At 49.2% G+C, this 15,690-nt stretch carries 14 protein-coding genes; 12 read left to right on the top strand and 2 right to left on the bottom strand.

Annotated features, from left to right (window positions below; translation table 11 throughout):
• Positions 1-128: 128 nt before the first annotated feature.
• Both AZF00_RS16110 and AZF00_RS16115 read right to left on the bottom strand, forming a co-directional pair.
• Entirely contained in the window at positions 129-1,148 is a 1,020-nt protein-coding gene (locus tag AZF00_RS16110; protein ID WP_008252150.1) for a DUF2804 domain-containing protein, read from the bottom strand.
• Positions 1,149-1,183: 35 nt separating this feature from the next.
• Positions 1,184-1,870 (bottom strand): TetR/AcrR family transcriptional regulator, encoded by a 687-nt coding sequence (locus AZF00_RS16115; RefSeq protein ID WP_008252151.1) that lies wholly within the window; start codon positions 1,868-1,870, stop codon positions 1,184-1,186.
• A 132-nt stretch (positions 1,871-2,002) separates the two neighbouring features.
• Between AZF00_RS16115 and AZF00_RS16120 the strand changes: the two genes are divergently transcribed.
• The 12 genes from AZF00_RS16120 to AZF00_RS16175 all read left to right on the top strand — a co-directional run bounded on the left by AZF00_RS16120 (position 2,003) and on the right by AZF00_RS16175 (position 15,680).
• Complete coding sequence (locus AZF00_RS16120) at positions 2,003-2,815, top strand: sterol desaturase family protein (protein WP_008252152.1); 813 nt, start codon at positions 2,003-2,005, stop codon at positions 2,813-2,815.
• Positions 2,816-2,842: 27 nt separating this feature from the next.
• Positions 2,843-3,889 (top strand): DUF7802 domain-containing protein, encoded by a 1,047-nt coding sequence (locus tag AZF00_RS16125; RefSeq protein ID WP_008252153.1) that lies wholly within the window; start codon positions 2,843-2,845, stop codon positions 3,887-3,889.
• Positions 3,890-4,769: 880 nt separating this feature from the next.
• Entirely contained in the window at positions 4,770-5,819 is a 1,050-nt protein-coding gene (locus AZF00_RS16130) for a DUF3034 family protein (RefSeq protein ID WP_008252154.1), read from the top strand.
• A 41-nt stretch (positions 5,820-5,860) separates the two neighbouring features.
• Positions 5,861-6,322 carry a group I truncated hemoglobin gene (locus tag AZF00_RS16135; protein WP_008252155.1) on the top strand — a complete coding sequence of 154 codons (462 nt, stop codon included), beginning with the start codon at positions 5,861-5,863 and terminating at the stop codon, positions 6,320-6,322.
• 22 nt (positions 6,323-6,344) lie between these two features.
• On the top strand, positions 6,345-6,947 hold the full coding sequence (locus AZF00_RS16140) for an FMN-binding protein (protein ID WP_008252156.1): 603 nt from the start codon (positions 6,345-6,347) through the stop codon (positions 6,945-6,947).
• Between the two features lie 23 nt (positions 6,948-6,970).
• Positions 6,971-7,867: a PepSY domain-containing protein gene (locus tag AZF00_RS16145; protein WP_008252158.1), complete on the top strand. Its 897-nt coding sequence runs from the start codon at positions 6,971-6,973 to the stop codon at positions 7,865-7,867.
• Positions 7,868-7,901: 34 nt separating this feature from the next.
• Positions 7,902-8,615, top strand: a complete 714-nt coding sequence (locus AZF00_RS16150) for a cupredoxin domain-containing protein (RefSeq protein ID WP_008252160.1) — start codon at positions 7,902-7,904, stop codon at positions 8,613-8,615.
• Positions 8,616-8,702: 87 nt separating this feature from the next.
• Positions 8,703-9,410, top strand: coding sequence for an arsenical resistance protein ArsH (gene arsH, locus AZF00_RS16155; protein ID WP_008252179.1), 708 nt, complete (start codon positions 8,703-8,705; stop codon positions 9,408-9,410).
• Between the two features lie 4 nt (positions 9,411-9,414).
• Complete coding sequence (locus AZF00_RS16160) at positions 9,415-10,158, top strand: 4'-phosphopantetheinyl transferase family protein (protein ID WP_008252181.1); 744 nt, start codon at positions 9,415-9,417, stop codon at positions 10,156-10,158.
• Between the two features lie 210 nt (positions 10,159-10,368).
• Positions 10,369-13,338 (top strand): AMP-binding protein, encoded by a 2,970-nt coding sequence (locus AZF00_RS16165; RefSeq protein ID WP_008252184.1) that lies wholly within the window; start codon positions 10,369-10,371, stop codon positions 13,336-13,338.
• Positions 13,331-14,464, top strand: coding sequence for an amidohydrolase family protein (locus AZF00_RS16170; RefSeq protein ID WP_008252186.1), 1,134 nt, complete (start codon positions 13,331-13,333; stop codon positions 14,462-14,464). The genes AZF00_RS16165 and AZF00_RS16170 overlap by 8 nt, the downstream gene beginning before the upstream one ends.
• A complete protein-coding gene (locus tag AZF00_RS16175; protein ID WP_008252188.1) occupies positions 14,442-15,680 on the top strand; it encodes a cytochrome P450 in 1,239 nt (412 codons plus the stop codon). Before AZF00_RS16170 ends, AZF00_RS16175 begins: the two co-directional genes overlap by 23 nt.
• The last annotated feature ends 10 nt before the right edge of the window (positions 15,681-15,690 follow it).

Raw genomic sequence — 15,690 nt, forward strand, 5'->3', positions numbered from 1 at the left:
GTAATAGCCCGAAGTGTGACCAAGCTCTAATTCAGCAAGTAAAAAGAGCGAGCTCATGCACCATTTTCCGCGCCGAAGGCCATTCGTTAGTCGCTATTACTCACCCAAACAATTTCGAGCAACAACAGCTACCAGCGAGCATAGTGATCCTCCGCAAAGCCCCACTGCTGCTGTATTTCTATTACTTCATTCTCCAGGCGAATCTGGCCCTGAAAAACACCAAAATGCTGAGTAAAATTGGACGCGATCAATAGGGCATTTAACTTTTCTTTACGCTGGCCTGCAGGCGTAAAACGTAAATCGACAATGCCATCTGCGGAGCGAACTCGCCACTCACTTTCGGGTTGATACCGAGAGAACTGAAAGTCCACGGTATCGACCTTAATTAGCTGGTCATCTAGCCAAAGAGCATTTTCTGTAAAACCGGTTTCATTCACACCCGCCGCCAAATTCAAACCCAGGCGCCGACCATCGGCAAGGGTTGCCGACAGGCTGGCCCAGTTCCAAAAAGTTTCCCCTCGCATATAGCCCGCAGTCCAGTCGACTGAAGCGAGCGTATTCATTGCCGCTAAATCACGCGTCTCTCCCTGCCAAATCACGCGCCCCAAACAAGGCAGTGCTGCGGTCTTTTGCGTGTACACCCACCCCTGATAGCCCGCACGCGAGCACATCGCCAAAGGCGCGCAGTGCGACTCATCTATCAAAGCATCAATCTCGACACCCGCCGACAAGGAAACACAAACTCGGCGCTGCATTGCACTTTCGTCCGCAATAATCGCTATCGAGTTATCGCCTTTCCTAAATACGGCCTCACTGTTATTGGGGTACAGGCCTATCGAGGTACTCAGCGCCAATGGCTGCACAAAACTGAACTCATCAAACGCGCCATCTGCAGGCCGGTAGAGATATACAAAGGCATTGCTAACCAGCTTTAAATCGACAATCGCAATACCCACAATCAATTCTGGGCTCACTAGGGCGACAAATTGAAATTGATTAAATTTAAACTTTTTAGACCAAGCGCTTAATTTGCGACCCATAGGACTGCGCAAGTCGTAGTCGAGGTAATTAATTTCGCTTACACCACTCGGGAACAGCCCGAACTCCGGCTGACCCGCACTATTAATCAATCGCGACTTTACTGACATAAACATTCTCTTAAAAAAATAATTTTAAATACTCGCTATTCGGCGCGAAAAATAAGGCCTTCAATCATCGTCACATAAACGTCCATCGCTTCACGAAGAGAATCACTATTTTGCATGCCGTACTGGAATAATGCGACGCCGACGCCACCGCCAAGGAATGCCGTTACCAAATTATCCAATGACGCCTCCGTTTGAATCTCACCTGTTTGCTTGGCTTCAGCGAAAATGCCCTTCAATGCCTCAATAACGTCATTATTTTGGCCGATCAAGGCTTCATTCAGTTCTGGATGTCGACGAATTTCAATGGGCACCGCAGCCAGCAAACCCGTTATCGAGCTATCTCGATCATGGGCGTCTGCCGACGCCAATAACACGCCGACAATGCGCTCACGCAATGAGCCACCATTGGCGATAGCATCTAAATAGTAGGGAAGCAGCAGCGCTTGGGTGTCCGCCAAGGTTGCTAAATACAAATCGAGTTTCGCGGGGAAATAACTGTATAGCGCCGCATGGCTAATACCAATGGCGGCGCCAACATCTTTAAACGTGGTTTGCGCGTAACCTTTTTCAGCAAACAACTGCCGCGCCGCTGGAAGCAGACGCGCTATGGTGTCTTCTTTGCTACTGCCACGAGGCCGACCAACCAAGGTCGCAGACTTAGTACTCGTAGTCACTGGCTTGTTGGGCGTCGCCATAATATTCGCAGGATAATTCAAAGCCACATAATACCCAACAAATTACATCAATGTAACTTACTTGCCAAAACCCGCGCACTGCATTAAGTTACAGACAAATAACTTACTACAATGTAACTTAATTTCTAAGGCAAACCAGTCAATCTGGTGGAGCGCTCTATGCAACTCGGCATGGCTATGTGGCAGTACCTATTAATTGGTTTAATAGGCGGCAACGCCCTCTTTATTGGCCTCGGCGGCATCGTGCACTGGTGGTATTACGTGCGCAATCGCGATAACAGCCAACGCTGGAAAATCCAGCCCGAGCGATTTTTATCAAAACGCCTTGATCGCGAGGCAATGTGGCTGGGAATTTTCAACTACAATCTTGCCACCGTTGTAATGGCAACACTGGCCTGGGGCGTATTTGAACACGGCTGGTCTCGCCTGTATTTTGACTTTGCCGAATACGGCTGGGACTACACGGTACTGAGCCTGTTCTTGTGCTGGCTATTTATAGAGGCTGCAGCTTATTACATGCATGCTGGCGGACACCTACCCTGGTTCTACAAACGATTTCACTACATACACCACCGTTATAGCACGCCAACTTTTTGGACGATCTCCGCAATGCACCCACTGGAGTGGATTGCTCATGCATCTTATATAGCACTGCCCGCCTTTATCATCCCCATGCATATCGGGGTGTACATGAGCGTGGTGGCAATGACCTTTATTCTGGGCTATTGGGACCATTGCGGCATCAAGTTTCCGCGTATTCCCCTGCATGGCTCCAATCGATTTCACGATGATCACCACAAATACTTCCATGTAAACTTTGGCTTCACCTGCAGTTTGTTTGACCGCATTCACGATACCGCTCGCCGCGAGGGACATCACTACGACGAGCTGACCTTTAATGGTGGCCAAGGCATTGTGCGTAAACCCGAAGCATTGGGTGAGCGCGCCATGGGGCCCGCACTAAAATACTGAGCCAACGCCACATAATAAGAGAGCACTATGAACGAACATATTTCTTACGCCATGCGCAACGAGCTGGCGACCAATAGCTTTATTTACTTCAATCCGCCGTCGGCACTCAAAGATTGGAGCTTTCTCGCCATTGAAGCGATATTGCTGATTGGCTTCATCTTAACCGTTGTCCACGCCATTCGTCATAGCAAAAAAACGGCCAGCCCCGCCGCGATATACACCCTAGTGGCGGCATTTTTATATGGCTTAGTAATGGACATCATCTCTTACTACACCGTCGAAAACTTTTGGCACGGTGAGTTCACGGTGATGTTCCTCTACAACCGCCTTCCCCTGTATATCGCGCTGTTCTACCCCACGTTTATGTACCACGCCTATATGACCATTAGGCGCTACAATTTTAAACCTAGCGTCGAGGCCATTAGCGTTGGCTTTTTTGCGGGCCTAAGCTATCTGATTTTCGACAATCTAGGGCCACAATTAGGCTGGTGGATCTGGGATCGCAGCAACCCCACAACATGGCCCTATGTCAGCAGTGTGCCGCTGACCAGCTACCATTGGTTCTTTCTCTTTACCGGTGCATTCGCGTTCTTGGCGCGTAAAATCTGTTGGGACTGGCCGCAACAGGGCAAGTCCACTACCGCAATTTATCTCGGTATTACCGCTATCCCCGTCGCCACGATCGTCCTCGGCGCCATCCTATTTATTCCCTACAATATTTTTTCCAAGAACATGCCACCGTGGGACATGGCGCCGTGGGCTGCCAACTTTGGTCTGGCCTCCCTCACTCACGCGCTTGCGTTCTTTGCTGCCGGCCTAGTGTTTCTGTTCAATTACCGGCGCCCAGCAGAATCCCGCGACAATGTGCTTATCCTATTCCCCCTGCTCTACTTAGCAGGCCACCTTTATATGTATATCGCCAAATTCGATCTATTTTTCTCACTGAGCCCCACCGGACTTACGCAAGAGGGCCTGGCAATCGGCAATCCCATTGCAGCGGTAGTTGCCATCATAGCGTCGACGGCTATCGTACTCCTCAGCCACCCACTCCCCAGCGACAAACCTGATATATAAAGCCATCTGTATTGCTAATTAGGGTATATATTTTAAATAACGAGCGGCGCACCCAGCGTCAATACACGGGCTACGGATATATTACTGTCGACGGTGGGAGTCGACAGTAATCATCAAGTTAGAATGTGCACCACAAGTTTTCATTAATTCACTCGCTGCCTATAGCTCGCGAGTATCGACCGGACTTTTCGACTAAAGCGCGAATAAGTGTGGCGCTACCCCTACTTAATTACGCCTCGCCGCCAACACCTTATCGCGCGCATCCCCCGCTCATTTTCAAAATAGTGATCCTCATCACACTTAACGGCGCCCTTTCATTTGCATAAAACCAACTGATTATTGCTATTAACAGGCAAAAACAAATATTTCGCCCCAAATTGTGCCAAGCATAAGAAATTCAATGTCGTAAAATGGCCACATTTTTGTGCAATAGCGGAAATCACCATTTTAATGCATCCTCAAAAACTCAAAAAACAGATCTAATAATAAAAAAATAAAAATGCCCGAAAATTTTCATCAATTTAAAAAACTGTTCCAAAATAAATCGTCGCTAATTTAAACCCCAATTTTCGCCCTCTTTAATAGCAATATTTTTGCGGAGCCTAAAAAAAATCGCACCAATAAAATGCATCCATCGCTCAGTCTCAGCAGCGAAAATATCACCACTAGCATCTGGCACACCCATTGCTAAGTGTGTAATGCACCCTTAAGAAGACGGATAGCGTGTTTTAGAACGGCAACAATTTGGAGCGCATAAGTGCTTGTCGAAAGGCAATCTCCTATGAAAATCCATTGTACCGGCACTACTACTAGACATTTCTGCAAAACGCGGGGCGCTTTACTCAAGCACGGTAGTTTTCTATTGATTAGGAGCATCAAGATGGAAGAAGCAAAAAAAAACGGCTTGCGTCTTTTTAAAAGCGCAGCCCTCGTTGCCGCAATTCTTGCGAGCAATATAACTCAGGCCGAAATGTTTAACACCGGCAAGGTACTCGCGACCGGCGGCGTTAGCATGATCGACGGCGCAGGCGGTGGTGGTATCACTCCTTGGGCTACTATCACGGGTTATGCAACTCGTGACGGCATTAACGGAAACGTGCATTACACATACGCACCACTCGCAAATTATACCTTACATTCGATCGGTGCAGCGGTTGGCTTTTGGGATCGTTTTGAGCTCTCGTATACAAAAAGTAGCCTCACTACTGGCTCAACCTTCAACACCCTCGGCTTAGTTTTTGACACTGTGGGAGGCCTTACCGACGAATCAGCGGGTGTACCAGTCGATACGGGCATCGAACCATTCAACACCACTATTGAAATGGATATCGTTGGCGCCAAGGTTCGGGTTTTCGGCGAAGCTATCTACGATTCTGATAATCTTATTCCTCAGGTTGCCATCGGTGGTTTTTACAAAAAGAATAAAAACGATGAACTACTAACCACATTAAAAGCAGCCAAGACCAAAGATTGGGAAGCATATATTTCGGCTACTAAAATTTTCTTCCCCATTAACACACTCGTTAACATTACTGCGCGTTACAGTGCAGCCAACCAAACCGGCCTGACGGGATTTGGTGGACCAGACGGCGATGACAAGGAAATTCGGCCAGAGATATCCCTAGCCTACTTGCTACGCAAAGACACTGTAATTGGTGTTGAGTGGGCAAAACACGGCGACAACGTTAGTGGTCAAAGTGTAGACGTTGCGGGCATAGACCTAACTGAACTACAACCAACCTTAGGAGCTCTTGGCCTTGGCAATTTAGCCGGAACACTTACCCAGAATGAAAGTGACTGGTACGACGCCTTTATTGCATATTTCCCCAACAAAAACCTGTCAATGACCTTTGCCTACGCAATGCTCGGCGACATAACCATCACGCCTGACCAGCACGGGTTTTATCTATCACTCCAGGCCAGCTTCTAAACACGGTATTAGCTAAGTCTACTAGATCTCAGGAGAGCATCATGAAACCGATATTTCGCACTATCGCCATAGCAATTCTCGCAGGCACTGCCGCTCTGCCGAGCTTTGCGCAAACAGGTAAAACGCCAACCTTGCCAGGCCTCGACGACGACGTACTAGAACAATGGGGCGGAGAAGAAGGCGTACGCAACTGGGTAGAAAGCTTGTTTTACTACATTATGCTAGACAACCGGATTAATCATGTTTTCCGCGAGTTTGGCAACATCGAGCGCCAGATCTTCTTAAACACACAGCTAGAACAACTTGTATTAGGTGGCAATGTTAATTACCAGGGCGCCAGTATGGCAGCGGCCCACGCTGACCTTGGTATTACCGTGACGCAATTTAATGCAGTTGTTGAAGCAGCATACAACGCCTGCGAACGCATCAACGTGACCTACGAAGCTTGCAACCAGCTAATCGCTGCTCTGGCGCCGTATGAACGCGTGATTGTAACTCGCTAATTAGTAGCACTACGGAGAACACATGCTCAATCCATTTGTAAAAATGGGCGGCACGGCATCTACTTCAGATGCCGTTGCGCGGCGCCCACTAGATGCAGAAAAAATAATTTTATTATTGTTTTTTCTTATTATTAGCAGCCTCTATTCAGGAAATGCAAAAGCCTTTGAACTGTATAAAACATTTCAGACACCGGATGTCTTTCTCGCCGAAATGTTTAACAACCAGGTGCCCGCACCCACTGTGCTTAATTTAGACGCCAAAGCACAAAGTGAGATACGTGCGGTATTTAATCGCCCTTTTCCATCTCAGCGAGTGCGCTACTGGAAAGACGCGAATAAAACCGTGTGGGTTTTTGATGATATAGGTAAAGAGGGCTATGTGCCGACCACCTCAGGGTTTGCTGTGAGCAACGGCGCTATCGAGACTGCTCGTGTCCTTATCTACCGGGAATCTCGCGGTGAACAAGTTGCAGAACCGTCCTTCCTTAATCAATTAAAAGGAGCAAAGGCCGCTGGAAACAAGCTAAGCAATAAGGTGGACAATATTACCGGCGCTACGTTGTCGGTACAAATGATGGAACGCATGGCACGAACCGCTCTCACCTTAGATACTTTAAGTCACTAACAAATGGCCTTCTGGGAGGCTCTATGAACACGCAACATGCCCTTCGCGCCGAAGCAGACCGGGCGACCTACAATGAATCACAAACACCAACGGTTAAAAAGGTCGCCATCAAACCCGTCTCGTCTGCACAAAAAAAGCCAAGCGCCCCAAAGCGCAATACATCATTACTATTGCGCCAGTGGCACCAACGCCTAGGCATATTTGCCTTTGTATTTATGGGCTGGTTAGGTTTCAGTGGCATTTTACTTAATCAAAGTGTGAGCATGGGACTCGACGCTATTCGCGTCGGGTCCAGCACGCTGATGTCACTTTATGGTTTGCATACCACAATTCCGGAAAACGGCTATTTTTCTGCTGGGCACTGGCTCGTTACTACAACAGAAAATACCGTTTTAGACGATATTGCCCTCGACCGACACATTCCCTCACCCCTGGGTTTTGTCGACATCAAAAACAAGGGCGACGAACTCTTGTTCGTTGCGACCAATGACAAACTCACCTTGTTATCGCCCACCGGTGTGCTCATTGAAGAACTCAGCGGCTATATGCTCCCCGTTGGCCATATTCGCGGCATTGGCATCGTAGAACAACAAGATACGTCATTTTTAGCACTTCAAGGTGAAGGAACTTATATTAGTGCCGACGGCTTAAGCTGGCAGGAATTTGACAATACCGCAGCCGTAAACTGGTCGTCACTCACTCAGCTCGATGAAAAAGCAAAATCCGACGTTGAGCCCTATGCCCACCCTACCGTTGCCCTAGAACAAGTCTTAATTGACCTGCACAGCGGTCGGTTGTTTGGCTCTATTGGCTCAACGCTGATTAATTTTGTTGGCGCGGCCGCCGTATTATTATCGATTAGCGGTATCTGGATGACATGGCGCACTAATCGTATGCGCAACGCTCGTCAAAAAAAGTAATCGCCGATTCCCAAGAGTCGATGTGGAGGTAAAAGTGAAAGTCTATTTATTATTTACGTCGTTAGCCGCGCTAATCATGTTTGCGGGTGCAGCAATTTCTTCCGATATGATGACAGGCAATGGCGGTGCGGTAAAAATTCAAAGCTATGCATTTGGTCCCAAGACGATCACTAGCCAACCAGGCAAAGAAATTGTATGGATCAACAACGACAGCGCCAGCCACAGTATTCTAATCGACGGCCACGAAAGCCCACGCTTAAGAAAAGGCGGCGAATATCATTACACCTTTTCAGCGTCGGGAGAATATCACTACCAATGTGGCATTCATCCAGCGATGAAAGGCACGATCATCATCACGGAAAATGGCACGGGAAATACATCGCCATCAATACCTACAAGCCTTAAACCTCGTCCTGTCACGGAGAAGTCTATGCCTGCTATGTCATCTACTTCCACCCCACAACCGCGCCCCAAAGCCGTTCAAAACGACATTGCAGCGGGCAAAGATACCGTGTCCATCGTTGATTTCATGCGCTTTTCACCCGAGGTACTCACCGTGACCGCCGGTACCGAGGTCACTTGGAATAACCATGACGGCTCTAATCACATTATTCAAGTTGGCAATATCCGCAGCCCACGATTACGCCACAATGCGAGCTTTTCCTACCGCTTTGACAAGCCTGGGGAGTATCCGTATATCTGCGGTATTCACGGCAATAAAATGTCGGGAAAAATTATCGTAAAGTAAATTGCCACCGCAATTAACACGGTGGTTGATCCACATTCTAGGCTAGGGCAAACTTAGGCCTTTATTGCTGCAACGCTGCCCTAGACTATGACTGATATCGTCAATTGCGACCCCGACGCCCTAAGCCCCATCGACACAGATCAATTATTACAGCCCGTCAGCGATGACAGCCCAATAAAAATTTTAATCCTCTATGGTTCGCTAAGAAAGCGCTCGTTCAGCCGCTTGCTTGCCCAAGAGTGCGCGCGGCTGTTGCGCTACTTTGGTGCAGAAACCAAAATATACAACCCCTCTGGCCTACCCCTACCCGACGATAGCGGCGATGACCACCCAAAGGTCGCCGAGCTACGCGAACTCGCACAGTGGTGCGACGGAATGGTGTGGTGCTCACCGGAACGTCACGGCGCCATGACCGGCATTATGAAAGCGCAAATCGACTGGATACCCCTTAGCATCGGCGCAGTGCGGCCAACCCAGTGTAAAACCTTGGCGGTAATGCAAGTCAACGGCGGCTCGCAATCCTTTAACGCGGTCAATCAAATGCGCATACTAGGTCGCTGGATGCGGATGTTTACCATTCCCAACCAATCCTCGGTTGCCAAAGCGTGGCTGGAGTTTGACGACAACGACCGCATGAAACCCTCGGCCTATTACAATCGGGTCGTAGACGTTATAGAAGAGCTAGTGAAATTCACGCTGCTACTCAGAAACAAAAAAGAAATATTGGTCGACCGCTACTCCGAGCGGGTTGAGTCTGCCGAAGCCCTGCGCCAGCGACTTAGTGTGCGCAGCTAAGAGCATGAGCAAAACGCCGCAAAAGGCACTCGCGGAATTTATCCGTATTGCACCTGTAGACCAGCGCCTAAATCCCGCTGTTTTAATGTCGGGATCATTCAAGCTTGAGCTATTTGACGACGCGTTTTTTAGCCAAGCTGCGATCCACCTACCAGACACGATCAGCAGGGCCAGTAGCAAACGCAAGGCGGAATATTTTTGTGGTCGCTATCTTGCCGCACTAGCACTGCGTCACTACGGTGTGGAACATTTTGACGTGCTCGCCGACGACAAGCGCTGCCCCCAGTGGCCCAAAGGATTCATTGGCAGCATTAGCCACACCGACGACTTTGCCGCCTGCGCCCTTGCCCCCAGCAGCGAACTAAGCGCGCTTGGCATAGATTGCCAAGCGATTCTCAGCCCAGCCAAGGCCGAAAAACTTTGGCTCAAAATTATCGACCGCGACGAATTCAACATCATCGCCGCTTCGAGCTTCGAGCTGAACTACGGATTAAGTCTGTGCTTTTCCGCCAAGGAAAGTATCTATAAAGCGCTCTACCCTTTTATCAGAAAATTCTTTGGCTTTAGCGCCGCCAAGCTCTGCGCAATAAACCCCGAGCAGCAATACTTAGAATTTGATTTCGCACCAGAACTGGCCGCGCCACTTGGCATCAAACAAACCCTAAAGGTTTATTACCGTAACGGCAGCGAACGTATTCTTAGCTACCTATCTCTTACCCCTCAGCAGTTTTATTCTGCTACAATTTAAATCACCCTTTATTATTGACTGCGCACTCGCGGGCCAAACTCGCCTTAAAAGGCAGCCATCCTGCTTGTGCAATGTGAAATAAAATGGGTTCATCTATATTTATACTTTAGAATCAAAATCTTATAACGAGCATTAAAAACTAAAACTTAACACTAACGTTTAAAGCTTAAAATGCGAAAGGAAAAGCGAACGGAGTATGGATGCTGTCGGATGAATACCCAAGAACACGAATTAGCTAAGCTATCTTTACTTGAACACCATCATCTTTCGGCGCGGGCCGTACATCCCGCCGTATTTGCACTCGACCAAGCCCCACTCAGCTATGCCGCCTTAGCCCAGCAACTCCAATACACCCACAAGCAGCTTCAACTCGCGGGCATCGCTCGCGAGGATCGCGTTGCAGTTATTCTGCCACAAGGGCCAGAAAATGCGGTCCTCTGCCTAGCACTGATGGAATACTGTTGCTGTGTGCCGCTAAATCCTGAGTTAAATGAAATTGAATTACATACGCTTATAGCGCCACTCGATATCGCACTGCTGATCACCTCGCAAGAACAACGCCCAAGTGGCGTAGTCGCTAAGCAAAATAAACTGCAATGTCTACACTTAATTCCTAAGCTTACCGGCCCCGCTGGCGAGTTTTCACTTGTTAAGAATAGCCCACATCTCAAAAAAACCATGCCTACCAAAATTCCTCACGCCGCATCCGATACCTGCTTGCTACTGCATACATCCGGCACCACCGCAAGACCAAAACCAGTACCCTTGAGCCGCCAAAACTTACTGGTTTCATGCCACAACCTGATCCAGTCACTCACGCTTTCTCAGCGTGATACTGTATTAAATATGATGCCGCAATTTCATATCGGCGCGTTACTCGACTTGCTGCTCGCCCCACTATTAAGTGGCGGCAGTGTCATTATTGCTCGCGACTTAAGCGCTTCGACTTTTTTTAATTGTCTTAAACAGTTCCAAGCAACGTGGTATCAAGGTGTACCCACTATGCTCGCCGAGCTGTGCCGCGAAGCGCGCTTTATGGCGCAATCAGACCTCAGCTCCAGCCTGCGTTTTTGTCGTTCGGTGTCCGCGCCATTACCCGAAGCTACCCATCTTCAGTTTGAATCTCTGTTTAATATCCCCGTCGTCGAAATTTACGGCATGAGCGAAGCCGCTGGTCTTATTTGCAGTAATCCACTAACATCGAAATCGCAGCGCAAGGGCAGTGTTGGCCGTTGTGCCGGCGTGGAAATTAAGATCATTGATACCTACGGCAATCCCACGAGATTTGGTCAAGCAGGTGAAATCATAATAGCCGGTAAAAACGTTTTTGCCGGCTATTTAAATCAGGATTCGAACCAGACGGACTTTATCGGCAGCTGGTTTAGAACCGGCGATCTCGGCTATTTTGACGAAGACGGATATCTTTTTTTAACCGGGCGTATTAAAGACATCATTAACCGTGGCGGCGAAAAAATTGCGCCACTTGAAATAGACAACTGCCTGCTAAGTCTTCCAGAAATTCAAGACGCTGCGTGTTTTTCCGTCGAACACCCAAGCTTAGGCGAAGAAGTCGCTGCCGCCGTTGTCCTCAATAACAGCACCAAAGATAATTCAGAAAACATATTAGCAAAACTGAGCACACAGCTTAGTCAGCATAAAATCCCCCGCCAGCTGTTTTTTTGTGAGGAACTACCTCGCAACGCAGGGGGAAAACTACAGCGTCACAAACTCTCAGAAAAATACGGCAGTAAACCGCGACTCCCAAGCAAAGCCAAACTACCACCCCGTAGTGACCTAGAAAAACAATTACTGAAAATATGGCAACATCACCTTGAAATTGAAGATATTGGCGTCGACGATAATTTTTTTGACTTAGGCGGAAACTCGCTGAGCGCCACGAGCTTTATCGCCGACCTAGAGGCGCTCCTCGGCGCCAAGCTCCCGCCCGGCATTTTATTCGATTACCCAAGTATTGCAGAACTCGATCGCGTCCTAAGCGAGCGAACAAACAGTGCCGAACGCCCTATGCTAAGCCAAGAACTAAGTCATGCGCAGCGCGCCGCGATCAGCTCTGGAATTCCTGCTGATATTTTCAGCAAGCTACTTCAGTACACCAGCGCTTGGCAGGGCAACCGCCTGCGCGCTGACGCTCTACTCTTTGCCTACAATACCCTCGGCAGCCAAACGCCGCTTTTTTGGGGCGCCCAAGGCGAAGAAGAAGTGGCCAATTTAGCCCGCGCACTTGGACCAGACCAGCCCGTTTATGGCTTTCGCTCACTGTATCTTATCGACGGGAAAACCGATAACTACAGCCATGCCTTAGCCCAGCACTATTTAAAAGAATTACAAGAAATTCAACACGCCGGACCTTACTTGCTCGGCGGCTTCTGCGAAGCCGCTAAAATTGCGTTTAGCATTGCCCAGCAATTACATCAGCAACAACAAGAGCCAAGCTTACTATGCCTTGTAGAAAAATTTATTCCCCAGCAATACTCTGGCAGGCTTAGTTTATTTTTTTGCCAAGACGGTCGACGCAGCGCCTACCAGAATTATCAATGCCCCGAGATCGGCTGGCGAAAATATTACCACGGCGCGCTGTCCGGCACTCGATTGCAGGCAAAACACAAAAAGATATTTAACGATGCCTTTATCAATGACTTTGCCGAACGGCTTAAAGAGGAATTACATTGCGCCAAAGCGTTTCACCCTAGCGCTAATAGTATCGAACCGCCACGCTACGACCTCCAACATCTTCCCCGCAGTGCCTACCAGTGTGAGCTGCGCGCTGGCTTAGCACGTGGGCTAACGCCCAATCAAAACATCTCCCTCAACATCCAAATTCGTAACACCAGCGAGACTACTTGGCAAACGAGCGCTAACAGCGGTATCTTTTTACATGCGCACTGGCGACGCCAAGACAAAGTGCGTATATGGCGCGCCGCCAGTATCGCCCTGCCCTGTGCGCTGCCGCCAGATGCAACGGTCAGCATCGATATTGCCGTCACGACGCCATCACGACTAGGCCGCTGGACGCTGGAACTAGGATTAAGCGACGAGGGAATTTGTCATTTTAAAGATCACGACTGCGCTCCGCTGGCGCTGCCAACAACCATAATGTATGGCGCCAATCTCTGGCAAAAAACCCAAAGCCTGTTTAAGGATACCATCCCCCATGACTAGCCACCGCTCACCATTTTACGCCAAGCTTACCGCAAAAATTACAGCCCTAGGGGGAATGCACAACGCGCATTTGCACCTAGACAGAGCAGGTACGATTGATGAGAAATACATCACCGTTGCCCAGCAAAGTGTGCTCGCAACGTCGCATATTTCACTGCACCAAAAACACCATCTTATCTACCAGCTACACGCTGGCCCCGCGTATGATGACGAGGATTTCCGGGAGAGGATTACTTACTTTCTCAACGAGATGATTGCCAATAACACCCAGCGGGCCGACACATTGGTCGATGTTACAGCGGATAATCTCGGGTTGTCTGCACTACACCGAATGCAGGATATTAAACAGCAATATAAAGACAAAATTTCACTAAATATCGCCGCTTACTCGCCCTTTGGTTTTAAAGACAGTGAGCCGCAACGCTGGGAGCTATTTGCAGCAGGCGCGGCGAAGTCCGATTTTATAGCCGCCTTACCCGAAGCCGACGACCGCGATGAATACCCCGATCACATCGGCTTTGACGAACATCTCGCGCGCACCCTCGAACTGGCTAAAAGCAAACGCTGCATGCTGCATGTGCACACCGACCAACGCAACGAAGACAGCGAATCTGGCACCGAACGCCTCGTTAAAGTCATAAAAAAGCAGGGCGCGCTAAGTACTGCCAATGGTGAGCCCTTGGTGTGGGCGGTACACATGATTTCGCCTTCTACTTACGACGAAAAGCGATTTCAAGATTTGCTCAACGGCTTGCTCGAATGCAATATTGGCGTCATCTGCTGTCCCTCTGCCGCCATTGGTATGCGCCAATTACGCTCGCTGCCAAGCCCCACCTTCAACAGTATTCCTCGTGTATTGGAACTGCTAGAAGCAGGCGTTCACGTTCGTCTAGCCTCCGACAATATTGCCGACATCTGTTCGCCCAGCACCACCGCCAATCTTATTGACGAACTATTTATGCTCTCGGCGGCGATTCGCTACTACGATGTCGACATTCTCGCCAAACTCGCGGTAGGGCAAAAACTTAACAGTGCTGAACGCGTCGCCATTCGCGAACATCTCAACAATAACAATATAGAAATTGCCAAGGTGCTTGCCGACCGTGCTCAAATATATTCGCGCTAAATTTCGTCCCGCTAATATTTCTCATACGGCAGCGCCGCCGACACTCGCTGTAATCGATCCCTATTCCCAGGCATTTATCGACTCGCCTTATAGTGCCCTAGAACAGCTACGCCATCATTCGCCGGTACACCGCTGCACTAGCGGCAGCTGGCTGCTGAGTCGGCATCGCGATATTAGCGCCGCGCTCGCTGATCCGCGACTAAGCAATACCCCTTCTGACTATGCGGTAGTCAACCAGCGGCATCGCGACCGCTATACCTGCGCCGACGTGGCCAATAACACGCTGCCCTTCATGGACGCCCCGCAGCACACTGAGGCTCGGCGAAATATTGCCCGCGTATTCCACGAGCAATTGCGCAGGGCGTCATTGCAAAGTAATTTACCCACAGACACACCTTCTGATTTGCTGCATGATTTTGCCACACCGCTGTGCACCAAAACCCTATGCAGCCTATTTGGCATTGCTCCGCGCCAGCAAACTGCGGAGTTAGATCGCCAATTAAAGCTGTGGGCAAATTGGTTTTTTTCTTTATTTTCCGCCATTCCCTCCCAGCAGCACCGTCAGCAGCTCGATGCAGAGCTGCATTCTTTTCGCCAATTCTGTTCTGGGCTTCTAAATCAGAAACGCCAACACCCCAGTGACGACCTCCCCTCTGCCCTAGCCCAGCTTCATGACCAAACCCCTAGCATTAGCGATACATTTATGGCCGACAACTGCATGTTGTTGTTAGCAGATGGCCTAAATGCAGATTACGCCATTGCCAATGCCCTACACTGCTTGCTACAACAGCCCGAAAAAATAAATCAGCTGCGCGCCAAGCCCGAGCTCATTCCCGCTGCCGCAGACGAACTGCTGCGCTTTGATTCACCGGTTTTATTTATCGCCCGTCGGGCATTAGAAGATATACAACTGCATGATCAATTGATCACAGAAAATAGCGGGGTATTACTAATGCTTGCCGCCGCCAATCGCGATCCCGACGTGTTCACTGACGCCAACACCTTGAATTTCGAACGCGAGGCTAAACCCTATTTGAGCTTTGGTCGCGGCCAACACGGCTGTATTGGCCGCGTTTTAGTGAAGCAATTACTTGAACTGTCACTGCGCTGGCTAATCAGCGAGGCGCCCAACTTTGCACTAGTCCGGACGCAGCCCCTTTGGCAACACCAAGCTGGGCATCGCTGGCTACAAGATTTACCAGTAAAAATTCCTTAGCTTTTTTAAA

The organism is Zhongshania aliphaticivorans (genome assembly GCF_001586255.1).
GTDB classification, from domain to species: domain Bacteria; phylum Pseudomonadota; class Gammaproteobacteria; order Pseudomonadales; family Spongiibacteraceae; genus Spongiibacter; species Spongiibacter aliphaticivorans.

Coding starts and splice junctions, on each gene's coding strand:
- AZF00_RS16165 (WP_008252184.1), top strand. CDS start 10,369: ATGAATACCCAAGAACACGAATTAGCTAAGCTATCTTTACTTGAACAC.
- AZF00_RS16110 (WP_008252150.1), bottom strand. CDS start 1,148: ATGTCAGTAAAGTCGCGATTGATTAATAGTGCGGGTCAGCCGGAGTTC.
- AZF00_RS16135 (WP_008252155.1), top strand. CDS start 5,861: ATGAAACCGATATTTCGCACTATCGCCATAGCAATTCTCGCAGGCACT.
- AZF00_RS16130 (WP_008252154.1), top strand. CDS start 4,770: ATGGAAGAAGCAAAAAAAAACGGCTTGCGTCTTTTTAAAAGCGCAGCC.
- AZF00_RS16140 (WP_008252156.1), top strand. CDS start 6,345: ATGCTCAATCCATTTGTAAAAATGGGCGGCACGGCATCTACTTCAGAT.
- AZF00_RS16125 (WP_008252153.1), top strand. CDS start 2,843: ATGAACGAACATATTTCTTACGCCATGCGCAACGAGCTGGCGACCAAT.
- AZF00_RS16120 (WP_008252152.1), top strand. CDS start 2,003: ATGCAACTCGGCATGGCTATGTGGCAGTACCTATTAATTGGTTTAATA.
- arsH (WP_008252179.1), top strand. CDS start 8,703: ATGACTGATATCGTCAATTGCGACCCCGACGCCCTAAGCCCCATCGAC.
- AZF00_RS16145 (WP_008252158.1), top strand. CDS start 6,971: ATGAACACGCAACATGCCCTTCGCGCCGAAGCAGACCGGGCGACCTAC.
- AZF00_RS16160 (WP_008252181.1), top strand. CDS start 9,415: ATGAGCAAAACGCCGCAAAAGGCACTCGCGGAATTTATCCGTATTGCA.
- AZF00_RS16170 (WP_008252186.1), top strand. CDS start 13,331: ATGACTAGCCACCGCTCACCATTTTACGCCAAGCTTACCGCAAAAATT.